At 63.4% G+C, this 18335-nt stretch carries 17 protein-coding genes; 6 read left to right on the top strand and 11 right to left on the bottom strand.

Annotated features, from left to right (window positions below; translation table 11 throughout):
• The first annotated feature begins 145 nt into the window (after positions 1-145).
• Genes YA0848_RS21630 through YA0848_RS21615 form a run of 4 tightly spaced genes read left to right on the top strand, consistent with a single transcriptional unit; the run spans position 146 to position 4751 of the window.
• Positions 146-850, top strand: coding sequence for an ABC transporter ATP-binding protein (locus tag YA0848_RS21630; protein ID WP_169903550.1), 705 nt, complete (start codon positions 146-148; stop codon positions 848-850).
• A complete protein-coding gene (locus YA0848_RS21625) occupies positions 847-2046 on the top strand; it encodes an ABC transporter permease (RefSeq protein WP_169903551.1) in 1200 nt (399 codons plus the stop codon). Before YA0848_RS21630 ends, YA0848_RS21625 begins: the two co-directional genes overlap by 4 nt.
• Positions 2039-3517 (top strand): TolC family protein, encoded by a 1479-nt coding sequence (locus tag YA0848_RS21620; protein ID WP_034098732.1) that lies wholly within the window; start codon positions 2039-2041, stop codon positions 3515-3517. The genes YA0848_RS21625 and YA0848_RS21620 overlap by 8 nt, the downstream gene beginning before the upstream one ends.
• Positions 3507-4751, top strand: a complete 1245-nt coding sequence (locus tag YA0848_RS21615; RefSeq protein WP_047883064.1) for an efflux RND transporter periplasmic adaptor subunit — start codon at positions 3507-3509, stop codon at positions 4749-4751. The genes YA0848_RS21620 and YA0848_RS21615 overlap by 11 nt, the downstream gene beginning before the upstream one ends.
• 144 nt (positions 4752-4895) lie before the next feature.
• Here the strand turns inward: YA0848_RS21615 and YA0848_RS21610 are convergent, their stop codons facing one another.
• The 11 genes from YA0848_RS21610 to YA0848_RS21560 form a co-directional block, all read right to left on the bottom strand.
• The gene (locus YA0848_RS21610; RefSeq protein WP_169903552.1) at positions 4896-6290 is read right to left on the bottom strand and encodes an FAD/NAD(P)-binding protein; all 1395 of its coding nucleotides are present in this window, start codon (positions 6288-6290) and stop codon (positions 4896-4898) included.
• A 12-nt stretch (positions 6291-6302) separates the two neighbouring features.
• On the bottom strand, positions 6303-7070 hold the full coding sequence (locus tag YA0848_RS21605) for an ABC transporter ATP-binding protein (protein ID WP_047883067.1): 768 nt from the start codon (positions 7068-7070) through the stop codon (positions 6303-6305).
• A 3-nt stretch (positions 7071-7073) separates the two neighbouring features.
• On the bottom strand, positions 7074-8414 hold the full coding sequence (locus tag YA0848_RS21600) for an ABC transporter substrate-binding protein (RefSeq protein WP_169903553.1): 1341 nt from the start codon (positions 8412-8414) through the stop codon (positions 7074-7076).
• A 17-nt stretch (positions 8415-8431) separates the two neighbouring features.
• The gene (locus YA0848_RS21595) at positions 8432-9481 is read right to left on the bottom strand and encodes a branched-chain amino acid ABC transporter permease (RefSeq protein ID WP_034114208.1); all 1050 of its coding nucleotides are present in this window, start codon (positions 9479-9481) and stop codon (positions 8432-8434) included.
• 4 nt (positions 9482-9485) lie between these two features.
• On the bottom strand, positions 9486-10367 hold the full coding sequence (locus YA0848_RS21590; protein ID WP_034138600.1) for a branched-chain amino acid ABC transporter permease: 882 nt from the start codon (positions 10365-10367) through the stop codon (positions 9486-9488).
• The gene (locus YA0848_RS21585; protein WP_034098748.1) at positions 10367-11137 is read right to left on the bottom strand and encodes an ABC transporter ATP-binding protein; all 771 of its coding nucleotides are present in this window, start codon (positions 11135-11137) and stop codon (positions 10367-10369) included. The genes YA0848_RS21590 and YA0848_RS21585 overlap by 1 nt, the downstream gene beginning before the upstream one ends.
• Positions 11134-11982: an AMP-binding protein gene (locus YA0848_RS21580; RefSeq protein ID WP_034098749.1), complete on the bottom strand. Its 849-nt coding sequence runs from the start codon at positions 11980-11982 to the stop codon at positions 11134-11136. Before YA0848_RS21580 ends, YA0848_RS21585 begins: the two co-directional genes overlap by 4 nt.
• A 137-nt stretch (positions 11983-12119) precedes the next feature.
• Positions 12120-13544, bottom strand: coding sequence for an LLM class flavin-dependent oxidoreductase (locus tag YA0848_RS21575; protein WP_167417757.1), 1425 nt, complete (start codon positions 13542-13544; stop codon positions 12120-12122).
• Positions 13544-13870, bottom strand: coding sequence for an acyl-CoA dehydrogenase (locus YA0848_RS21570; RefSeq protein ID WP_034098753.1), 327 nt, complete (start codon positions 13868-13870; stop codon positions 13544-13546). Before YA0848_RS21570 ends, YA0848_RS21575 begins: the two co-directional genes overlap by 1 nt.
• 12 nt (positions 13871-13882) lie before the next feature.
• Positions 13883-15079, bottom strand: coding sequence for an SfnB family sulfur acquisition oxidoreductase (locus tag YA0848_RS21565; protein ID WP_034138604.1), 1197 nt, complete (start codon positions 15077-15079; stop codon positions 13883-13885).
• Positions 15080-15234: 155 nt separating this feature from the next.
• The gene (locus YA0848_RS21560; RefSeq protein WP_034098756.1) at positions 15235-15798 is read right to left on the bottom strand and encodes a helix-turn-helix domain-containing protein; all 564 of its coding nucleotides are present in this window, start codon (positions 15796-15798) and stop codon (positions 15235-15237) included.
• Between the two features lie 92 nt (positions 15799-15890).
• Here YA0848_RS21560 and YA0848_RS21555 point away from each other — a divergent pair, with 92 nt between their 5' ends.
• The gene (locus YA0848_RS21555; protein ID WP_047883071.1) at positions 15891-16826 is read left to right on the top strand and encodes a DMT family transporter; all 936 of its coding nucleotides are present in this window, start codon (positions 15891-15893) and stop codon (positions 16824-16826) included.
• A 123-nt stretch (positions 16827-16949) separates the two neighbouring features.
• On the top strand, positions 16950-18335 hold a 1386-nt coding region (locus YA0848_RS21550), incomplete at its 3' end, for a proton-conducting transporter transmembrane domain-containing protein (protein WP_269837047.1).

Here is an 18335-nt window from a genome sequence, read left to right as displayed (position 1 = left end):
GCCCAGGGAACGCGGTTAGTATTCAAACAATATTTTAAAAACAAGAAATAAAACCAGTCCGTGACGCGTACCGGTCAATCCCGCATTTGATACAACGTTTTGCATGGGGGATAAAGGCACCGTCGAGACTGAAGGCGTAGTCAAGATGACAGGCACCCCCACGCACCCAGGCTTGATTTCCTTGCACGGCATCGGCAAACGCTATGAGTTGGCCGGGCAGGCACTGTCCATTCTCAACGATGTATGCCTCTGCATCGCCCGTGGCGACAGCTGCGGCATTCTCGGTGCCTCCGGTTCCGGCAAAAGTACCCTGCTCAACATTCTCGGCCTGCTGGACCTGCCCAACTGCGGCCAGTACCACTTCGCCGGCCACGATATTTTCAGCGCCAGCCCCGACGAACTGGCGGCGATCCGCAATCAGCAGATCGGTTTCGTATTCCAGAGCTTCAACCTGCTGCCGCGCCTGAGCGCGCTGGACAATGTCGCCCTGCCCCTGAGCTATCGCGGCGTGTCGCGCCATGCCTCGGTGGAACAGGCCCTGCGCATGCTCGAACAGGTGGGCCTGGCCGAGCGTGCCCACCATCGCCCCGCCGATCTTTCCGGCGGCCAGCGCCAGCGCGTGGCCATCGCCCGCGCGCTGGTGGGCAACCCGTCGGTGATCCTCGCCGACGAACCCACCGGCAATCTCGACAGCGGCACCGCTCAGGACATCATGAACCTGCTGCTGGGCCTCAACCGCGAACAGCAGGTCACCCTGGTCATCGTCACCCACGACCCGCAGATCGCCGAGCGCCTGGAGCGCAAGATCCTGGTGCGCAACGGTGTGGTGCAAGAGGTCGGGCGCCTATGAGCCTGCGGGTCGAGCAAAGCCTCAGCCAGCTGCTGCATGAAGCCCTCGTCAGTCTGCGCACCCTGGGCAAGCGCTCAATGCTGGCGCTGCTGGGCATCGTTATCGGCAGTTCGTCGGTGGTGGCGCTGATCAATATCGGCCATAACGCTTCGGTGGATGCCGCCTTGATCTTCAAGGACATGGGCACCGACACCCTGGTGGTGCAATTCCCCCCCAAGGGCAGCGCTAACGTGCCGATGCGCACGCACTTGGACCTGGACGCCGTGCGCCAGGCCGTTCCGGGCATCGCCCATATCGGCGCGCTCAGCCTGTTCAGCGGGCCCATCGTGTTCCATGGGCGCAGCGTCAACGCCAATTTCGTCGGTAGCACGCCGGATGTCGCTGCGGCGATGCGCCTGACCTTGCAACACGGCCGCTTCCTGTCGGGCTTCGATGTCAACGAAACCTACGCCGTGATCGGCGCCGACGTTGCCCAGGCCCTGAGCGCGCCGGGGGATCCCGTGCGGCTGGGGGACCGCGTGCGCATCAACGACTACCTGTTTCTGGTGGTGGGCCTGCTGCAGCCCCAGCCACGGGCGATGCTGATGCCGGTGCAGCCCGGCGAGTCGCTGTTTCTGCCCGCCGAGGGCATGCGGCGCATCTACGCGGCGCCGCAGATCAACAACCTGATCATCCGCGCCGCTGCCGGCCAGGACATGGAACACCTGGCCCGGGCCGCGGCCGACGCCCTGCGTGCCCAACTCACCGAGCACGATGTCGACATCCAGGTGCCCCAGCAAATGATCGATGGCATGACGCGCCAGAGTCGTACCTTCGCTTACCTGCTGCTGGCCCTCGGCGCGATTTCCCTGATCGGCGGCGGCGTGGGCGTGATGAACGTGATGCTGATGAATGTCTCGGAGCGCCGCCGCGAAATCGGCATCCGCATGGCGCTGGGTGCGCGGCAGCGAGATATTCGCAATCTGTTTTTGCTCGAAGCGGTCACCCTCACCGCCGTCGGCGCTCTGTGCGGCGCGGTGCTCGGCATGACCGCCGCCTGGTTGTACGCCTGGTTGTCGGGCTGGGTGTTCGACCTGGCCGCCGCCGCCCTGCCCTTGGGGGTGGGCAGCACATTGTTGGTGGGCCTGTTTTTCGGCATTTACCCGGCGGTCTCGGCGTCGCGGTTGCAGCCGGTGGAGGCCCTGCGCGATGAATAGATGGCTGCTGTGCCTCGCCCTGATCAGCCTGCCCGGCATGGCGGCCGACGTGGTCATCAAACCCTCGGCGCCCAGCACCACCCGCAGCGGCTACGACCGAGGCGTCTCGCTGAAAGCCCAGATCACCGACCTGACCCTGGGCGACGCCGTGTACCTGGGCCTGCGCAACAATCCAGCGATCCGCAGCGCTTACCTGCAACGGGTGGCGCAGAAATTCGACCTGCGGGTCGCCGAAGATGTGTTCAACCCCAAGCTGACCCTCAACAGCTCCTATCGCAGCACCCGCGGTTCGGTCGACAACGCGCGCAATGCCAATGTCACGCCGTCCAGCAGCCTGCTCGGCGAGTACGGCACGCGCCTGAGCATGTCCTGGACCCAGCAACTCAACAACGCCGACCGCGCCGGCCGCTACCGCAGCGACGGCCTGGACCTGGCGATCATCCAGCCGCTGCTGCGCGGTGCCGGCTGGGATGCCACCACAGCACCGCTGCGCCTGTCACGCCTGGCGGAACAGGCCAACCGCCTGAACCTCAAGGCCACCGTTGCGCAGACCATCAGCCAGATCATCGCCACCTACCGCGAGCTGCTGCGCGCTCAGGAACAATTGAGCATTGTGCAGGATGCGCTTAAGCGCTCCGGCACCTTGCTGGAAGTCAACCGGGCCTTGATCGGCGCCGGGCGCATGGCCGAGTTTGAAATCGTACAGACCGAAGCCGATATCGCCACCCAGCAACTGGGCGTGGAAGAAGCGCAGAACCAGCTGGACACCAATCGCCTGGCGCTGCTGCGCCTGCTGGCACTGGACCTGTCCACGCCGATCCGCGCCACCGAAGCCCTGGAGGCCCGGCCCATGCAAATCGACAAGCGCCAGGCGTTCAACCTGGCGCAGACCCAACAGCCGGAATACCTCGCTGCCCTGCTCGGCAGCCAGCAAGCCGACCTCAATCTGGTGATCGCCAAAGACTCCGGGCGTTGGCAGGTGGACCTGGTGGCCGGCGCAAACCAGATACGTGACACCTACAATAACGACGCCGGCAGCAGCAATAACCGCACATGGGACAGCTATGCCGGCGTGCAGGTGCAGATTCCCATCGGGGATATCAGCACCCGCCAGGCCGAAGTGCGCGCGCGCGTGAATGTCGAGGACCAGCAGGTGCGCATCACCGACGCCCGCCAAGAGCTGGAGCGTAGCGTCAACGATGTGGTGCGCGACCTGGGCACACGCTGGCGCCAGTATGAAATCGCCCAGCGCGCCGTGGAGCTGTCGCGGCGCAAGATCGAGATCGAACGGGAAAAACTCAGCGCCGGGCGCTCCACCAACTTCCAGGTGTTGAGCTTCGAGACCGACTTGCGCAACGCTGAAAACGCGCAGCTCAACGCGTTGATCGCTTATCTGAACGCCCAGACCCAGCTCGATCTGACCCTGGGCATGACGCTGGAAAGTTGGGAAATCGCCCTCAATGACTATTAATCGAAAAGCCCTGCTGGGCGCTGTGCTGATCCTGCTGCTGGGCGGCGTGGGGCTGGCCCTGCGCAGCCCGGCCTCCGCTCCCGACGGCACGCCCGAGCAGTGGCTGGCGGTCAAGCCCGACGCGCTGGTGCATGAGATCGGCCTGGTGGGCAAAATCGAGCCCGACACCACGCTCGTGCTCACCGCGCCGTTTGACGGCAATGTGCAGGCCAATCTGGTCGAGCAAGGCCAGCGGGTCGAGGCCGGCCAGGTGTTGCTGCGCATGGACCCGGCCACCCTCGAAGTGCAATTGCGCGATGCCCTCTCCGCCCAACTCAAGGCCCGGCGCACCGTGCAGGAAATGCAGGACTGGGACAGCAGCCCCACCGTCAGCCGCGCCCGCCGCAGCCTGCGCACCGCGCAGATGAGCGCCGACAACACGCAACGCAAACTCACCGAAAGCGAGAATCTGTTCAAACGCGGCATCATCCCGCGCAACGAATTGGACGACCTACGCCAGCAAGCCCAGCAGCAGCAATTGGACCTCGCCTCGGCCCGCAGCGAACTGCAACAGGCGCTGGAACAGGGCAAGGGCGAATACCGCCAGATCGCCGAAATGGAGCTGACCAACGCCACCGTGAAATACGAGGCCCTGCGCACCCTGCTCGCAGCCCAAGAGGTGAAGGCGCCGTTCTCCGGCATCGTGGTACCCGCCCCCGGCAACAACGCACCGGCCGGTGGTGGCAACGCCAACGCGCCGATCCAGGCCGGCAGCAAGGTCAGCCAGGGCCAGGTGCTGTTTGGCTTGGCGAATATCGAACGGTTGAAGATCGTCGCCAAGGTGTCGGAGCTGGATATCAACCAACTGCACCAGGGCCAGGCCGTGGAAGTCATGGGCGACGGGTTCGACGGCGAACGGCTGAAGGGCTCCGTCAGCGTGGTCAGCGGCCTGGCCATCGCCAGCGACACCCAGGGCAGCGCACAGTTTCCGGTGACCTTGTCGATCCCCACACTCACCCCAGAGCAGCTACAGCGGGTGCGGTTGGGCATGAGTGCGCGGCTGACCATCGTCACTTACAACAATGAACAGGCGATCGTGATTCCCAGCCAGGCGATTGAGCCGGACATGACGGTGGCGTACCGCGAGGCGATGGATAAACCGGTGGAACGGGTGAAGGTCACCACCGGCCAGTCGACGGCGCAAGGGGTTGAGGTGTTCGGCCTGAAACCCGGCCTTGTGAAAATCTCAAAATAAATGAAGACCCACTGTGGGAGGGGGCTTGCCCCCGATAGCGGTGGCTCAGTCAAGAATTGGCCAACTGACACACTGCCATCGGGGGCAAGCCCCCTCCCACATTAAGTTCTCTGTCAGCTTCTTTTAGTCCTTTGTCAGCTTCTGTTAGACCGCTGCCAGCTTCGAGGCCAGGGCTTTGGCTTGCAGCGCCACATCCGTCACCGCCGTGCTCTCCCACCACATTCCGCGCAACGGCGGGCCCATGGCGAACAGTCGGGCGCTGACCTGGCCCTGGGCATCCAGCACCGCCCCCGAGGCATCCGCTGCGATGCCCAATGCCAACGGCCCGGGCTGGATCAACCCGCGCTTGAGCAACTGCTGCGGCAAGGGCCGGGCCACGCGGCGCCAGTCGTATTCGATGCCGCTGGAGTTGATCAGCGCCGCGCCCGTCACTTGAGTGAGCGTTTGTTCGCCGCGTTGGCGCACCGCGATGGTGACGCCGCTTTGCGCGGGCACCAGCCCCTTGAATGACGCCGCACGAATGCGCAACCGCCCCTCCTCATGCAAACGCGCCACCAGCTGCGCGCTCAGCGGCGGCGAGCGGTGGTGATGACTTTCCCACCACGGCCGCACATGGCGCACGAACTGGCGCTTCTCGCGCTCGCTGGCCTGGCTCCAGAGACGGCCGATATGGGCGCGTACGGTGTCCAGCGGCGCTTGCCAGTCGATGCCCTGGGCCTGCGCGATGCTGCATTGGCGACGCAGTTCGCGCAGCAGTTGCCGAGGGCTGCGCAAGGCCGGGTCGGCAGCCAGGAAGTCGTCCCAGGCCGGCGGTTGCCGGCGCACATGGGGCAACAGGCCATGGCGCGAAAAGATCTCGATGGGCCCGCGATGCCCGGCCTGTTCCAGGGACACCACGGCGTCCACCATGGTCAACCCGGAGCCGATAATCAGCACCGTCGAGCGCGGATCCAGGCGCCTCATGGTCGCCACGTCCCATGGGTCGACCGCCGCCGCGTTGACGCCGCTGGAGTGGGTCTGCGGCGTGCGCGCCGCCGGGAACATGCCGGTAGCCAATACCGCAAAGTTACCGCGCAACCGCTGGCCGTTATCGAGGGTCAGCAGGGTTGAATCCGCATCCATCTGCACGTCGATCACTTCGGCCCTGACATGCTTCACCGTGGACGCCGAGCGTGCCTTGGCCTCGGCCAGCCGCTGCTGCGCATACACACCAAATAGCCCGCGCGGCGGGAACAGCTCGCTGATCGGCACCGCCTGCTCGGCCGACTCCGGCCAACCGCCGGCCGCGATGTGTTCGGTGAGCCACTGCGTGAGGTCGTCGGGGTTGTCCGGGTCGACACTCATGCGCGCGGCGTTGCCGTTGAGGGTGTGGCCCAGTTCGACCGCGCTGTAAGCCTCGCCCCGACCCAGTTCGGCGCGCGGTTCGATCACCAGGATCTGGCGCCGACCGGGCAGGCGCAGCAGTTGTACGGCCAGCATCGTGCCGCTCAGACCGCCGCCGATGATCAGCACATCAGCGTTGCGGGTGGATTCCGTCATGCAGGTTCGCCCTTACTGTTTACCCAGGTAGATGTCATGCAGGTCGCCGCGCGCCCGCAGTTCAGCGGCACTGCCGCTCAAGGCCACGCGCCCAGTATCGAGCACATAGCCATGGGCCGCATAGGTGAGCGCGACGTTAATGTTCTGCTCGGCGATCAGGAAGCTCACCTGCTGTTCGCGGTTGAGCTGCGCAATGATCTCGAAGATCTCCTGCACGATCATAGGCGCCAAACCCATGGACGGCTCGTCGAGCAGTACCAAAGTAGGACGGGTCATCAACGCTCGGCCGATGGCGACCATCTGTTGCTCGCCGCCGGAGGTCAGCCCGGCGCGGGTGTGGCGCTTGGTCTTGAGCCGTGGGAACCAGGTGTAAATGCGTTCCAGGTCCTGGGCCATGGCCTTGCGGCTCAAACGCCGCACAAAGCCGCCGCTGCGCAGGTTGTCTTCCACGCTGAGCTGGCCGAACACATGGCGGCCCTCCAGCACATGCACCATGCCCTGGCGCACGCGCTGGTTGGGATCAATGCCGGCCAAGTCCGCACCGGCATATTCGATCACCCCCCGGCTGACCTCGGCGCGCTCGGCGCGCACCAGCCCGGAAATGGCCTTGAGGGTGGTGCTCTTGCCGGCGCCATTGGCACCCAGCAAGGCGACGATGGCGCCCTTGGGCACATGCAGTGACACCCCGGCCACCGCCAGGATCGCGCCGTCGTAGATCACCTCGATATCGTTGACAGTCAACAGCGCCGGGCTCGCCGACACACTGGCAGGTTGGTTCATGGCTTATTCATCCCCGGTGCAGGCGCGTGGCGTCAGGCCTTTTTCCTTGGCGAACGCGGCGGACTTCTCGTCGATCAGCGGGCGCAGCAGCGCACGGTCGGCGGCGATCCAATCGCTGATCAGCGTCCAGTTCGCACCGTCCCATTGCTGCACCCGCGCCGAGCCGCCACCTTCGTGATCGCGGCACGACAATTTCAGGTTCTGCATCAGGCCCAGGTAGCCCATGTCTTTCAAGCGCGCATCGTCGATGTTCAAGTGCTCCAGGCCCCAACGCCCCTCTTCGCCGTTGAGCGGACGCTTGCCGAACTTGGCCTGGGCGGTGCGGATCGCCTCGACCGCCACGGCGGCGTTCACAAGGCCAGAGTTGTAGTAGACGCTGCCGAAGTTCTTCAGGTCCTTGAGGTCGCTGTGGCCTTTGTCGAGCACGTATTGTTTGAGGCGTTTGTGAATCTCGAAATCCGCCCCCGCCGGGTACGGTGTCAGCGCCAGGTAACCCTTGGCGGCGGCGCCGGCAGGCAGCACGTCCTCGCTGGAGCTGGCCCAGATATCGCCGATGATATGGTCCACCGGAAAGCCGAAGCGCGCCGCCGTCTTCACCGCCACCGGCGTGGACACGCCCCAGGTACGCAGGAACACCCAATCCGGGTTGGCCTGGCGCACCTGGCGCCATTGCGCGGATTGTTCGTTGCCCGGATCGGCCACCGGGATCTGGATATTTTCAAAGCCGTATTTTTCCGCCAGCAGCTTCAGCGGGCCGAGGGTTTCACGTCCGTAGGCCGAGTCGTGGTACACCGTGGCAATTTTCTTGCCCTTGAGTTTGTCGAAACCGCCCTCCCGCTCGGCGATGTAGTTCACCAAACTCGATGCCTCGCTGTAGAAGGTCAGCATCACCGGGAAGTTGTAGGGGAATACGGTGCCATCGGTGGCCTCGGTACGCCCGTAGCCGAGGGTGATCAACGGGATCTTGTCCACCTCGGCCCGCTCGCTCAGCGCATAAGCCGCTGGCGCGCCATTGGGTTGGTACACCGCGACCGGGGCGCCATCCAGACCGTTTTTAAAGCGCTCGTAACACTCGATGCCTTTCTCGGCGGTCCACTCGGTCTCGCATTCCTGCCACACCAGTTTCACCCCGTTGATGCCACCCTCGACCTCGTTGATATAGCGCAAATAGTCGATCATCCCGGCCCACACCTGCACGCCGCTGGACGCGTAGGCGCCGACCCGGTAGGTCGCCAGCGGGATAAATTGCTGGTCCGGGGACGCCACCGCCGAGGGCACGCTGGTGGTGAACGCAGCCACGGCTAACGCGGCGCCGGCCAGGGATTGTTTGAAGGATGCACGCATAGGAAGTTCTCTTGAGGTTAGAAACGCAGCGGCCACTGGCGCAGCCGATCGCGAAGGGTGTGCAACAGGCGAATCAAACCGTCGGGTTCCTTGATCAGGAACACGATGATCAACACGCCAAAGATGATTTTCTGCAGGTTCTGCAACTGCCCCGCATCCACCGCGCCACCGAACAGCGCCTGACCGGCGTGGCTGAGGAAAATCGGCAGCAGGCTGATAAACGCGGCGCCGACAAAGTTGCCGGCGATACTGCCCATGCCGCCGATAATGATGATGAACAGAATCTGGAACGAGCGATTGATATCGAAGCTGCTGGCGCTGGCCGTGCCCAGGTAAGCGAAGGCCCACAGCGCCCCGGCGATGCCCAGATAGAACGAGCTGACCGCAAACGCCAGGCGCTTGTAGCGCGCCACCGGAATGCCGATCACAGCGGCGGCGGTGTCCATGTCGCGGATCGCCATCCAATTGCGCCCCACCTGGCTGCGCACCAGGTTCACGGCCGTCCAGGTCAACAGCAATACGCTGACCAGGGTCAGCCAATAACGGCCCAACGGGGTGTTGAGGTCATGGCCGAACAACGTCAGCGCGGGCGCGGAAATGGTGCCGGATGAACCATAGTTGTAGAACCAGGGAAACTTGACGAACAACCATTCCAGAAAAAACTGCGCGGCCAGGGTAGTGACCATCAGGTAGAACCCCTTGATCCGCGAGCTGGGCAAACCAAACAGCAGGCCCACCAGCGCGCTGATCACGCCGCCGCCGAGCAACGCCACCGGCAGGCCCAACTCAGGCAAACGCAGTAAAAAGCCATAGGTGGCAAACGCACCGACCGCCATGAAGCCCGCAGCGCCCACCGAGGTTTGCCCGGTGTAGCCGGTCAGCAGGTTCAGGCCCAGACCGGCCAGGGACAACACCAGAAACGGGATCAAAATCGCATTGAGCCAATAATCATTGCCCCACAGCGGCACCACGATAAAGGCCAAGCCCAGCAAGCCGATCAGGCCCCAGGGCACACGCCGCTGGATCAACAACAAGGGGGCGGCGTGTTCAACGACAGGGATCGACATAGGTTCAGACTCGCTCGATTGCGCGCTCGCCGAACAGGCCGGCGGGACGCATATACAGGAAGGCCAGGGCCAGGACATAGGCGAACCAGGGCGTGATGCCGCCGCCGATCAGCGGGCCGATGTACACCTCGGCAAGGTTCTCCGCGGCGCCAACGATCAGCCCACCAACCATCGCCCCGCCAATCGAAGTGAAGCCACCGATGATCAACACCGGCAACGCCTTGAGCACCACCAGCGACAGCGAGAACTGCACGCCCTGGCGCGCGCCCCACAGCAGCCCCGCCACCAGCCCGACCACACCGGCCACCGCCCATACGATCTGCCAGATGCGGTTGAGGTGGATGCCGATGGACAGCGCCGCCGTGGTGTCATCCGCCACCGCCCGCAACGACACGCCGATGCGGGTCTTGTTGAACAGCAGCGCCAGCACCGTCACCAGCACCCCTGCGGCAGCCGCGGCGACCAGGTCAAACTGGCTGAGCATCAGCGGCCCGACAAACAGCGGCACGTCGTCGATCCCGAGGTCCAGCGCGCGCACCTGGGAGCCCATCAGGCCCTGAGCCAAGCCTTCGATAATGAACGACAGGCCCAGGGTGGCCATGAACAAGGTGATTTGCGAACGGTTCACCAGCGGCCGCAAGACCAACCGTTCGATAAGCAACGCGCCGCCAATCATCACGATGACCGTCAGCAGTAACGCCAGGGCAAATGGCACGCCCTGGTCATGCAGGCTGACAAAAGTCAGCGCGGCAAACAGCAGCATCGCGCCCTGGGCAAAATTGAACACGCCGCTGGCCTTGTAGATCAGCACGAAGCCGATGGCGACCAGCGAATACAGGGTGCCGGCGAGCAGGCCGCCGAGCAGGGTTTCAAAGAAGAACGTCATCAGTGAACGACTCCCAGGTAGGCCGCGATTACCTCGGGGTTGGCCTGTACTTGGGCGGGCGTGCCGTCGCCGACCTTGCGCCCGTAGTCCAGCACCACCACATGGTCGGACAGGCCCATGACCACACCGATATCGTGTTCGATCAACACTACCGTGGTGCCCAGGTCGCGGTTCACATCGGCGACAAAGCGAGCCATTTCCTGTTTTTCCTCGGCGTTCATGCCGGCCATGGGCTCGTCCAGCAACAACAGGCTGGGCTCGGCGATCAGTGCGCGGCCCAATTCCACGCGCTTTTGCAGGCCGTAGGACAGATTGCCCACCAGCACATCGCGGTGGGCTTGCAACTCTAGAAATTCGAGGACGCCCTGGCCGCGCAGGCCAAACGCCTCGGCTTCGCGTCGCGCCCGGGGTAAGCCCAGGGCCTGCTCGATAAAGGTGCTGCGCATATACCGCGACAGACCGGTGAGGAGGTTGTCGAGCACGCTCATTTTTTTGAACAAGGCGTTGTTCTGAAAGGTGCGACCGATACCCCGGCGCGCCGCACCCAAGGGGTCGATGCGCTGGAAATGCTGGTCGTCGAATATGATCTCGCCGGCATCGAAGCGATACACGCCGTTGAGTACATTGAGCAGCGAACTTTTGCCGGCGCCGTTAGGGCCGATCAACGCGCATATCTCGCCGCGCTGCACGTCGAACGACAGCCCGCTGATCGCCTTGACCCCTTTGAACGACAGCGAAATATCCCGCACTTGGAGGATGGCTTGGCTCATGCGCTTTTCCGTTTGAATTCGGCAAGCCACGTTGGCTCGACATTGGACTTGATGGGTTGCCAGATAGACGTCAGGCGCTGGAAGCCCAACAACCGGCGTACGCGATTTTTCAGCACACGACGCAGGCCACTGCGTGCATCGGCGATGGCCCACTCACACAGGCGCCGACGCCAGGTGCCGTGGGGCGCAAGGCGGCTTTCGATGTCGTCGGCCACCTGTTGCAAACGCGCTGGCGATAACAGCAGCCCCGTGGGCGCGACTTCACTGCGATCACGTCGCGCCGACGCCGGGTTCTCCGGGAAGGCCAGGCCGTGGCCGCTGTGCAGCCATTGCTCCAGCACCACGGCCAGACCGTCTTGCCACTGGGTACTGTCCTCGCTCCACAGCGCGGTTTCGGCTGTGGGTTGCCACCAACGCTGCAGGTGTTGCGCCGGGTCGACCGGACCGAGCAGTTGGGCAAAGTCCAACCGCTGGGTAAACGCCCAATCGGGCTGGCGGCCTTGCACGTAGACGTGGCTGGGACGGATACGCCATAGCTGTTGTTCCAGCGCCTGGGGTTCCAGGTTGTCGGCAAGCGTCAGCACCTGACCACCGACGGACTGGGCCGCCAACGCCAGCAACAACAGGTTCGGCTCAAAGGCGCCACTGAGTACCAAACGAGACTGATCGCTGAAACCTTGCTGGCGCAAACCATCGGCCAGGCGTTCTACGTCGCGCAGGGCGTCGATCCAGCGCCACGCGTGCCACAGGCCCTGACGCTTGTGGCGCAGGGCAATGTGCAGCGGTGTGAGTTGTGCCCAGTGGCGCAGGTGTTCCAGGAGAGCCTTGGGTTCGTGCACGCTCATAGGGGGTTGCTCCTATTGGGGTGGAGTGCGTGCGGTGGTCCGCTGGCTGAGTATTTGTGTATCAAGACAGGACAACTGTGGGAGGGGCGGTGCGAGGATTCGACTTGCCCCCGATGGCGGTGGGCCAGTTAGAGCACTCATGACTGACCCACCGCTATCGGGGGCAAGCCCCCTCCCACAGTAGTTTTTTGTACCCCAGATAAATTGCGGTAGCCCGCGCCGGGGTGGTTCGAGCCCAACCTTGCACCATCACCAAACAACTTCTCGCGTAGCGTGCCTTGGGCGTATTCGGTCTTGTACGCGCCACGCTTCTGCAACTCCGGCACCAGCCAGTCGACGGCGTCGATAAAGGTTTCGTGGGTCAACGCATAGGCCAGGTTGAAGCCGTCCACGTCGGTCTCTTCGACCCATTCCTGCAACAGGTCAGCCACGGTCTCTGGGCCGCCGACGAACAGCGGGCCAAAGCCGCCGATACCGACCCAGTCGGCCAGTTCGTTGGGGGTCCAGACCTTGTTCGGGTCGGCCGTGGAGAAGGCTTCCACCGCCGATTGAATGGCGTTGGTGTGCACATGTTTGAGCGGTTCGTCGGGCTTGAACTGGCTGAAGTCGATGCCGGTCCAGCCGGAGATCAACGCCATGGCGCCTTCGTAGCTGACGTAGGTTTTGTACTCGTCGAACTTGGCTTTGGCCTGGGCGTCGGTTTCGCCGACGATCACCGTCTGCAAGTTGAAAATCAGGATTTTCTTCGGGTCCCGCCCTGCCTCGGCCGCGCGGCGGCGAATATCGGCGACGGTCTTTTTCAGCAGCACCTTGGACGGCGCCGCGACGAACACGCACTCGGCCTGCTCGGCAGCGAACTGCTTGCCACGGCTAGACGCACCGGCCTGGTACAGCACCGGCGTGCGCTGCGGCGACGGCTCGCACAGGTGGATGCCGGGCACCTGGAAGTGCTTGCCGACGTGGCGGATCTCATGGATTTTGCTCGGGTCGCTGAATATCCGGCGCTCGCGATCACGCAATACCGCGCCCTCCTCCCAACTGCCCTCCCAAAGTTTGTAGCAAACCTCCAGGTACTCTTCGGCATAGTCATAGCGCGCGTCGTGTTCGGTCTGGGCTTTCTGCCCCAGGTTCTTGGCCCCGCTTTCCAGGTACGAGGTGACGATGTTCCAGCCGATGCGGCCCTGGGTCAGGTGATCGAGGGTCGAAAGCCGGCGCGCGAACGGGTACGGGTGTTCGAACGACAGCGAGGCCGTCAGGCCAAACCCCAGGTGTTCGGTGACCATCGCCATAGGGGCGATCAGCGACAGCGGATCATTGACCGGCACTTGGGTGGCCTGGCGAATCGCTGCGTCGCCATTGCCGTTGTACACGTCGTAGATACCCAGCACATCGGCGATAAACAGCCCGTCGAACTTGCCCCGCTCCAGGATTTTTGCCAGGTCGGTCCAGTACGCCAAATCCTTGTACTGCCACGAACGGTCGCGCGGGTGCGCCCATAGGCCGGGGGATTGGTGGCCGACGCAATTCATGTCGAAGGCATTCAGGCGAATTTCACGGGCCATCAGTGCACTCCGTTGAGGTGGTAGTTACCGACTGCGTGGTAGGTGTGACGCAGCGGGTTATCCAGGCTTGAAGGCAGCGCGCTGCGTTGGCCGGTCAATTCGAATTCGGTGTTGCTGGCGGCAATCAGCGCTTCGGCCGCAGCAATCTGCGCTTCAGCGCGGGCGACCGGGCTGGGGTGGGTCTCGGCCCGTTCGAGCAAGGCGGCGGCCACGTCGACGCGGATCTGCAGATCGCCAAAGCGGCTGATCACGTAGGGGTCATCGCTGCGTTCGACATGTCGACGGGTGCTGTCCAGCAGTTGGCGCGCAAGGGTCAGTGTGGTCATGGGTCAGGTCTCTCAGTTCCAGGCGTGGCGTGCAGGCTTCACGCCGTTGAGCACGAAATTGCCGATCAAGTGGTATTTCCAGCGGGCCGGGTCGTGCAGGGTGTGGGTGCGGGCATTGCGCCAGAACCGGTCGAGGTTGTACTTGCCCGTCACCGAGCGCGTACCGGCCAGTTCGAACAATTTGCTGCTGGCGAGCAATGCGGTTTCCGCCGACAGCACTTTGGCCTGGGCCACCACCAGCGAAGCTTGAGCGACGCTGTCTTCATTCGGCTCGGCCAGGGCCCGGTCCACGGCCAGGCCGGCCTTGGCGAGAATGGCTTCGGTGCCGTGCACGCGCCACGCCAGGTCACCGATGGCGGCAATCGTGAAAGGGTCTTGCCAGCCGTGCTCCTGCTGGCTGTCGATCCAAGGCCGCGCCTGACGTGCGTGGAGCTTGGCCTGCTCCAAAGCGCCTACGGCGATGCCGGTGTCGACGGCAGCCTGGATGATCTGCGAGATCGGGCCATTGGCGGTGGGTCGGTCGAAGGCCAAGTGTGCCGGTATCACCGCGCTCAGGGGCACCGTTACTCCATCGAGGGTCACCCCGCCACTGGCCGTGGTGCGCTGGCCGAAGCCGTCCCAGCTGTCGATCACACTCAGCCCTGGCGCGTCGCGCTCGACGAAGGCAATCAGAGCCTGGCCGTGCTCGTTGTTGCCGACGGTGGGCACCAGGTGGGCGAACAGTGCGCCGGTGCAATAGAACTTTTCACCGTTGATCTGCGCACTGTCGCCATCGATGCGGATTTGCGTGTCGAAGGTCCCGGCGTTTTTGCTCTTGGCCTCGGAGAACGCATTGCCGAAACGATAACCGGCGAGAATTTTGCCGAAGTAATAGCGCTTTTGTTCCTCGCTGGCGGTGTGCAGCAGCAGGTCCACCACGCCAAGGTGGTTTTGCGGGATCTGCCCGAGGGAGGGGTCGGCGGCGGAGATCAACTTGATCACCTCGGCCACCGTCACATAGGACACTTCGGCGCCACCGTAGGCTTTGGGCACGGTGATGCCCCACAGGCCGCTGGCGGAAAACTCGTCGAGTTCGGCCACCGGCAGGCGGCGTTCACGATCGCGCTCACTGGCGCCAACGGCAAAGCGTTCGGCCAGGCGCGTAGCCACCTCAATGGCTTCAGCATCCGAGCGGATGATATGGGCAGGGTGTAGAGGGTGGGCTGACATGGGCCGACTCCAGGTTCCGATGGGGATGACCTGGGGATTGCAGGAGTCGTGCCTGATTTTAATCGCCAATAAAATCAGCGACTTGCTGCTTAAATGCGGTGCCAGCTGATGTGTTTAACCAGCAAAGTGTGGTTCCACTGTTGCCTGGCAAACAGTTAGATCACCACGTTGCGCACAAAACGCACGGCCACCTCACCGTCATTGCGATAGGCGTGGGGTTGATGGCTGGCAAACATAAAGAACTCACCGGCAGCGATGGTGTTTTCCTGGTCACGCACCACCAGGGTCAAGCAGCCTTCGAACACGAACAGTTGCTCGCTCCAGCCTTCCAAATCGGGGTCGGGGGAGTAAATATCGCCTGGTTCCAAGCGCCACTCCCACAACTCGACCTCGCGCCGCGCGGTGGCCTTGGCCAATAACACGGCCTTGCTGCCGACGATTTCGCCGGCCCAGGCCAGCTCGTTGATACGGCTATGGTCGCGCACGTCCGGGGCCTGGATCAGGTCGCTGAAGGCAACGCCCAAAGCTTCGGCGACGCGGTCGAGCGTCGACAGGCTGACGTTCTTCTCGCCGGCCTCGATGGCCACCAGCATGCGCCGGCTGACCCCGGACTTTTCCGAAAGCGCAGTCTGGCTGAGTTCGGCGGCGTGACGCAGGCGACGAACGTTCTGGCTGACGTGTTGCAGGACCGAAGCCCGCTGCGGATTTTCTTTGTGCACTATATTGCTCAATGGGTGGGTGTGCGCAGTATACTGCCCAGCGTGCGGCGCATTGTGCGGTCCGTGCCTTTTCCTTGCAAGACCGAGCCCACATGACCACCCCGAACTCTCCATCGCGTTTCCATCGATTCAGCAAAGCCGAGTGCATCCTGGTGTTTATCACCATGATTTGGGGCGGCACCTTTTTACTGGTGCAGCATGCCATGGCTGTCAGCGGGCCGATGTTCTTCGTGGGCCTGCGTTTTGCCGCGGCGGCCATTGCGGTCGGTTTCTTTTCCTTGCGCACCCTGCGCGACCTGACGCTGTTCGAGCTGAAGGCCGGGGTATTTATCGGTGTAGCGATCATGTTCGGCTACGGCTTGCAGACCATCGGCCTGCAAACCATCCTCAGCAGCCAATCGGCGTTTATCACCGCTTTGTATGTGCCCTTCGTGCCGTTGCTGCAATGGCTGGTACTGGGCCGTCGTCCAGGCCTGATGCCGAGCCTGGGTATCATGCTGGCGTTTGCCGGGCTGATGTTGCTGACCGGCCCGGCGGGTGCATCGCTGAATTTCAGCGCCGGGGAAATCGCGACCTTGATCGGCGCCATCGCGATTGCCGCCGAAATCATCCTGATCAGCGCGTTCGCCGGCCAGGTGGACGTGCGCCGCGTGACCGTGGTGCAACTGGCCACCGCATCGCTGCTGTCATTTTTGATGGTGGTGCCGATGGGCGAGGTGCTGCCGGGGTTCTCGTGGTTGCTGCTGTTCAGTGCGGTAGGCCTGGGCCTGACCAGCGCGGTGATCCAAGTGGCGATGAACTGGGCGCAACAAAGCGTCTCGCCAACACGGGCCACGTTGATCTATGCCGGCGAGCCGGTGTGGGCTGGCGTGGTCGGGCGGATTGCCGGTGAGCGCTTCCCGCCGATTGCCATGCTGGGCGCGGCGCTGATTGTGGTGGCGGTGATTGTGAGCGAGATCAAGACCAAGGGGCAGAAAGCATTGGCGGTTGACGATGGATTGCAGGAAGAACGCCAGCAAGGCCATTGATGGCCGGGGAACGATCGGTAGCCCTCTTCGCTCTATTCTGTAGGATCCTGCCACATCTTGCCGTTTGGTGATCCAGAAAGCGGCACGTATGATGCATCCCAAACTCCCGCAGATTAGAAGCCTATGTCCCTGATAGTTCTACTGCTTCTGCCTTTTATCGGCAGCTGTCTGGCGGCATTGCTGCCGCATAACGCACGTAATACCGAATCCCTGCTGGCCGGCCTGGTGGCGCTGGTCGGCACCATTCAAGTCGCCTTGCTGTACCCCCAGGTCGCCTACGGCGGCGTGATTCGCGAAGAATTCATGTGGCTGCCCAGCCTCGGGCTGAATTTCGTGCTGCGCATGGATGGCTTCGCCTGGCTGTTCTCGATGCTGGTGCTGGGCATCGGCACACTGGTGTCGCTATATGCGCGTTATTACATGTCGCCGGACGACCCGGTACCGCGCTTCTTCGCGTTTTTCCTGGCCTTTATGGGCGCCATGCTGGGCCTGGTGATCTCCGGTAATCTGATCCAGATCGTGTTTTTCTGGGAACTGACCAGCCTGTTCTCATTCCTGCTGATCGGCTATTGGCACCACCGCGCCGATGCGCGACGCGGTGCCTATATGGCGCTGATGGTCACCGGCGCGGGCGGTCTGTGCCTGCTGGCGGGCGTGATGCTGCTGGGGCATATCGTCGGCAGCTACGACCTGGACCTGGTACTGGCGGCGGGCGATCAGATTCGTGCGCACGCGCTGTACCCGGTGATGCTCGCGCTGGTGCTGATCGGTGCCTTGAGCAAGAGTGCGCAGTTTCCGTTCCATTTCTGGCTGCCCCACGCCATGGCCGCGCCCACGCCGGTTTCGGCCTACCTGCACTCGGCGACGATGGTGAAGGCCGGCGTGTTCCTGCTGGCCCGCCTGTGGCCGTCGCTGTCCGGCAGCGAAGAATGGTTCTGGATCGTCGGCGGTGCCGGCGCCCTCACCCTCCTCCTCGGCGCTTACTGCGCCATGTTCCAAAACGACCTCAAGGGCCTGTTGGCCTATTCCACCATCAGCCACCTCGGGCTGATCACCCTGCTGCTGGGCCTCAACAGCCCGCTGGCCGCCGTGGCCGCCGTGTTTCACATCCTCAACCACGCCACTTTTAAAGCCTCGCTGTTTATGGCTGCGGGCATCATCGACCACGAAAGCGGCACGCGGGATATCCGCAAACTCAGCGGACTGGTGCGCCTGATCCCGTTCACCGCGACCCTGGCGATGGTGGCCAGCGCGTCCATGGCCGGCGTGCCGCTGCTCAATGGCTTCCTGTCCAAAGAGATGTTCTTCGCCGAAACCGTGTTTATCTCGGCGACAAAATGGGTGGAAATCGCACTGCCGGTGATCGCCACCATTGCCGGCACCTTCAGCGTCGCCTATGCACTGCGTTTTACCGTGGATGTGTTCTTCGGCCCGCCCCCCACCAACCTGCCCCACACCCCCCACGAGCCACCGCGCTGGATGCGCGCACCGGTGGAACTGCTGGTATTC

The organism is Pseudomonas sp. S4_EA_1b (genome assembly GCF_016307435.1).
In the GTDB taxonomy this organism is placed as follows: Bacteria; Pseudomonadota; Gammaproteobacteria; order Pseudomonadales; family Pseudomonadaceae; genus Aquipseudomonas; species Aquipseudomonas rhodesiae.
This window is presented reverse-complemented; position numbering and strand designations above follow the sequence as displayed.

What these genes read in the sequence shown, in the direction of transcription:
- YA0848_RS21610 (WP_169903552.1), bottom strand. Translation starts at nt 6,290, where the DNA reads ATGACGGAATCCACCCGCAACGCTGATGTGCTGATCATCGGCGGCGGT.
- YA0848_RS21615 (WP_047883064.1), top strand. Translation starts at nt 3,507, where the DNA reads ATGACTATTAATCGAAAAGCCCTGCTGGGCGCTGTGCTGATCCTGCTG.
- YA0848_RS21625 (WP_169903551.1), top strand. Translation starts at nt 847, where the DNA reads ATGAGCCTGCGGGTCGAGCAAAGCCTCAGCCAGCTGCTGCATGAAGCC.
- YA0848_RS21595 (WP_034114208.1), bottom strand. Translation starts at nt 9,481, where the DNA reads ATGTCGATCCCTGTCGTTGAACACGCCGCCCCCTTGTTGTTGATCCAG.
- YA0848_RS21620 (WP_034098732.1), top strand. Translation starts at nt 2,039, where the DNA reads ATGAATAGATGGCTGCTGTGCCTCGCCCTGATCAGCCTGCCCGGCATG.
- YA0848_RS21585 (WP_034098748.1), bottom strand. Translation starts at nt 11,137, where the DNA reads ATGAGCCAAGCCATCCTCCAAGTGCGGGATATTTCGCTGTCGTTCAAA.
- YA0848_RS21580 (WP_034098749.1), bottom strand. Translation starts at nt 11,982, where the DNA reads ATGAGCGTGCACGAACCCAAGGCTCTCCTGGAACACCTGCGCCACTGG.
- YA0848_RS21575 (WP_167417757.1), bottom strand. Translation starts at nt 13,544, where the DNA reads ATGGCCCGTGAAATTCGCCTGAATGCCTTCGACATGAATTGCGTCGGC.
- YA0848_RS21605 (WP_047883067.1), bottom strand. Translation starts at nt 7,070, where the DNA reads ATGAACCAACCTGCCAGTGTGTCGGCGAGCCCGGCGCTGTTGACTGTC.
- YA0848_RS21565 (WP_034138604.1), bottom strand. Translation starts at nt 15,079, where the DNA reads ATGTCAGCCCACCCTCTACACCCTGCCCATATCATCCGCTCGGATGCT.
- YA0848_RS21600 (WP_169903553.1), bottom strand. Translation starts at nt 8,414, where the DNA reads ATGCGTGCATCCTTCAAACAATCCCTGGCCGGCGCCGCGTTAGCCGTG.
- YA0848_RS21555 (WP_047883071.1), top strand. Translation starts at nt 15,891, where the DNA reads ATGACCACCCCGAACTCTCCATCGCGTTTCCATCGATTCAGCAAAGCC.
- YA0848_RS21570 (WP_034098753.1), bottom strand. Translation starts at nt 13,870, where the DNA reads ATGACCACACTGACCCTTGCGCGCCAACTGCTGGACAGCACCCGTCGA.
- YA0848_RS21630 (WP_169903550.1), top strand. Translation starts at nt 146, where the DNA reads ATGACAGGCACCCCCACGCACCCAGGCTTGATTTCCTTGCACGGCATC.
- YA0848_RS21590 (WP_034138600.1), bottom strand. Translation starts at nt 10,367, where the DNA reads ATGACGTTCTTCTTTGAAACCCTGCTCGGCGGCCTGCTCGCCGGCACC.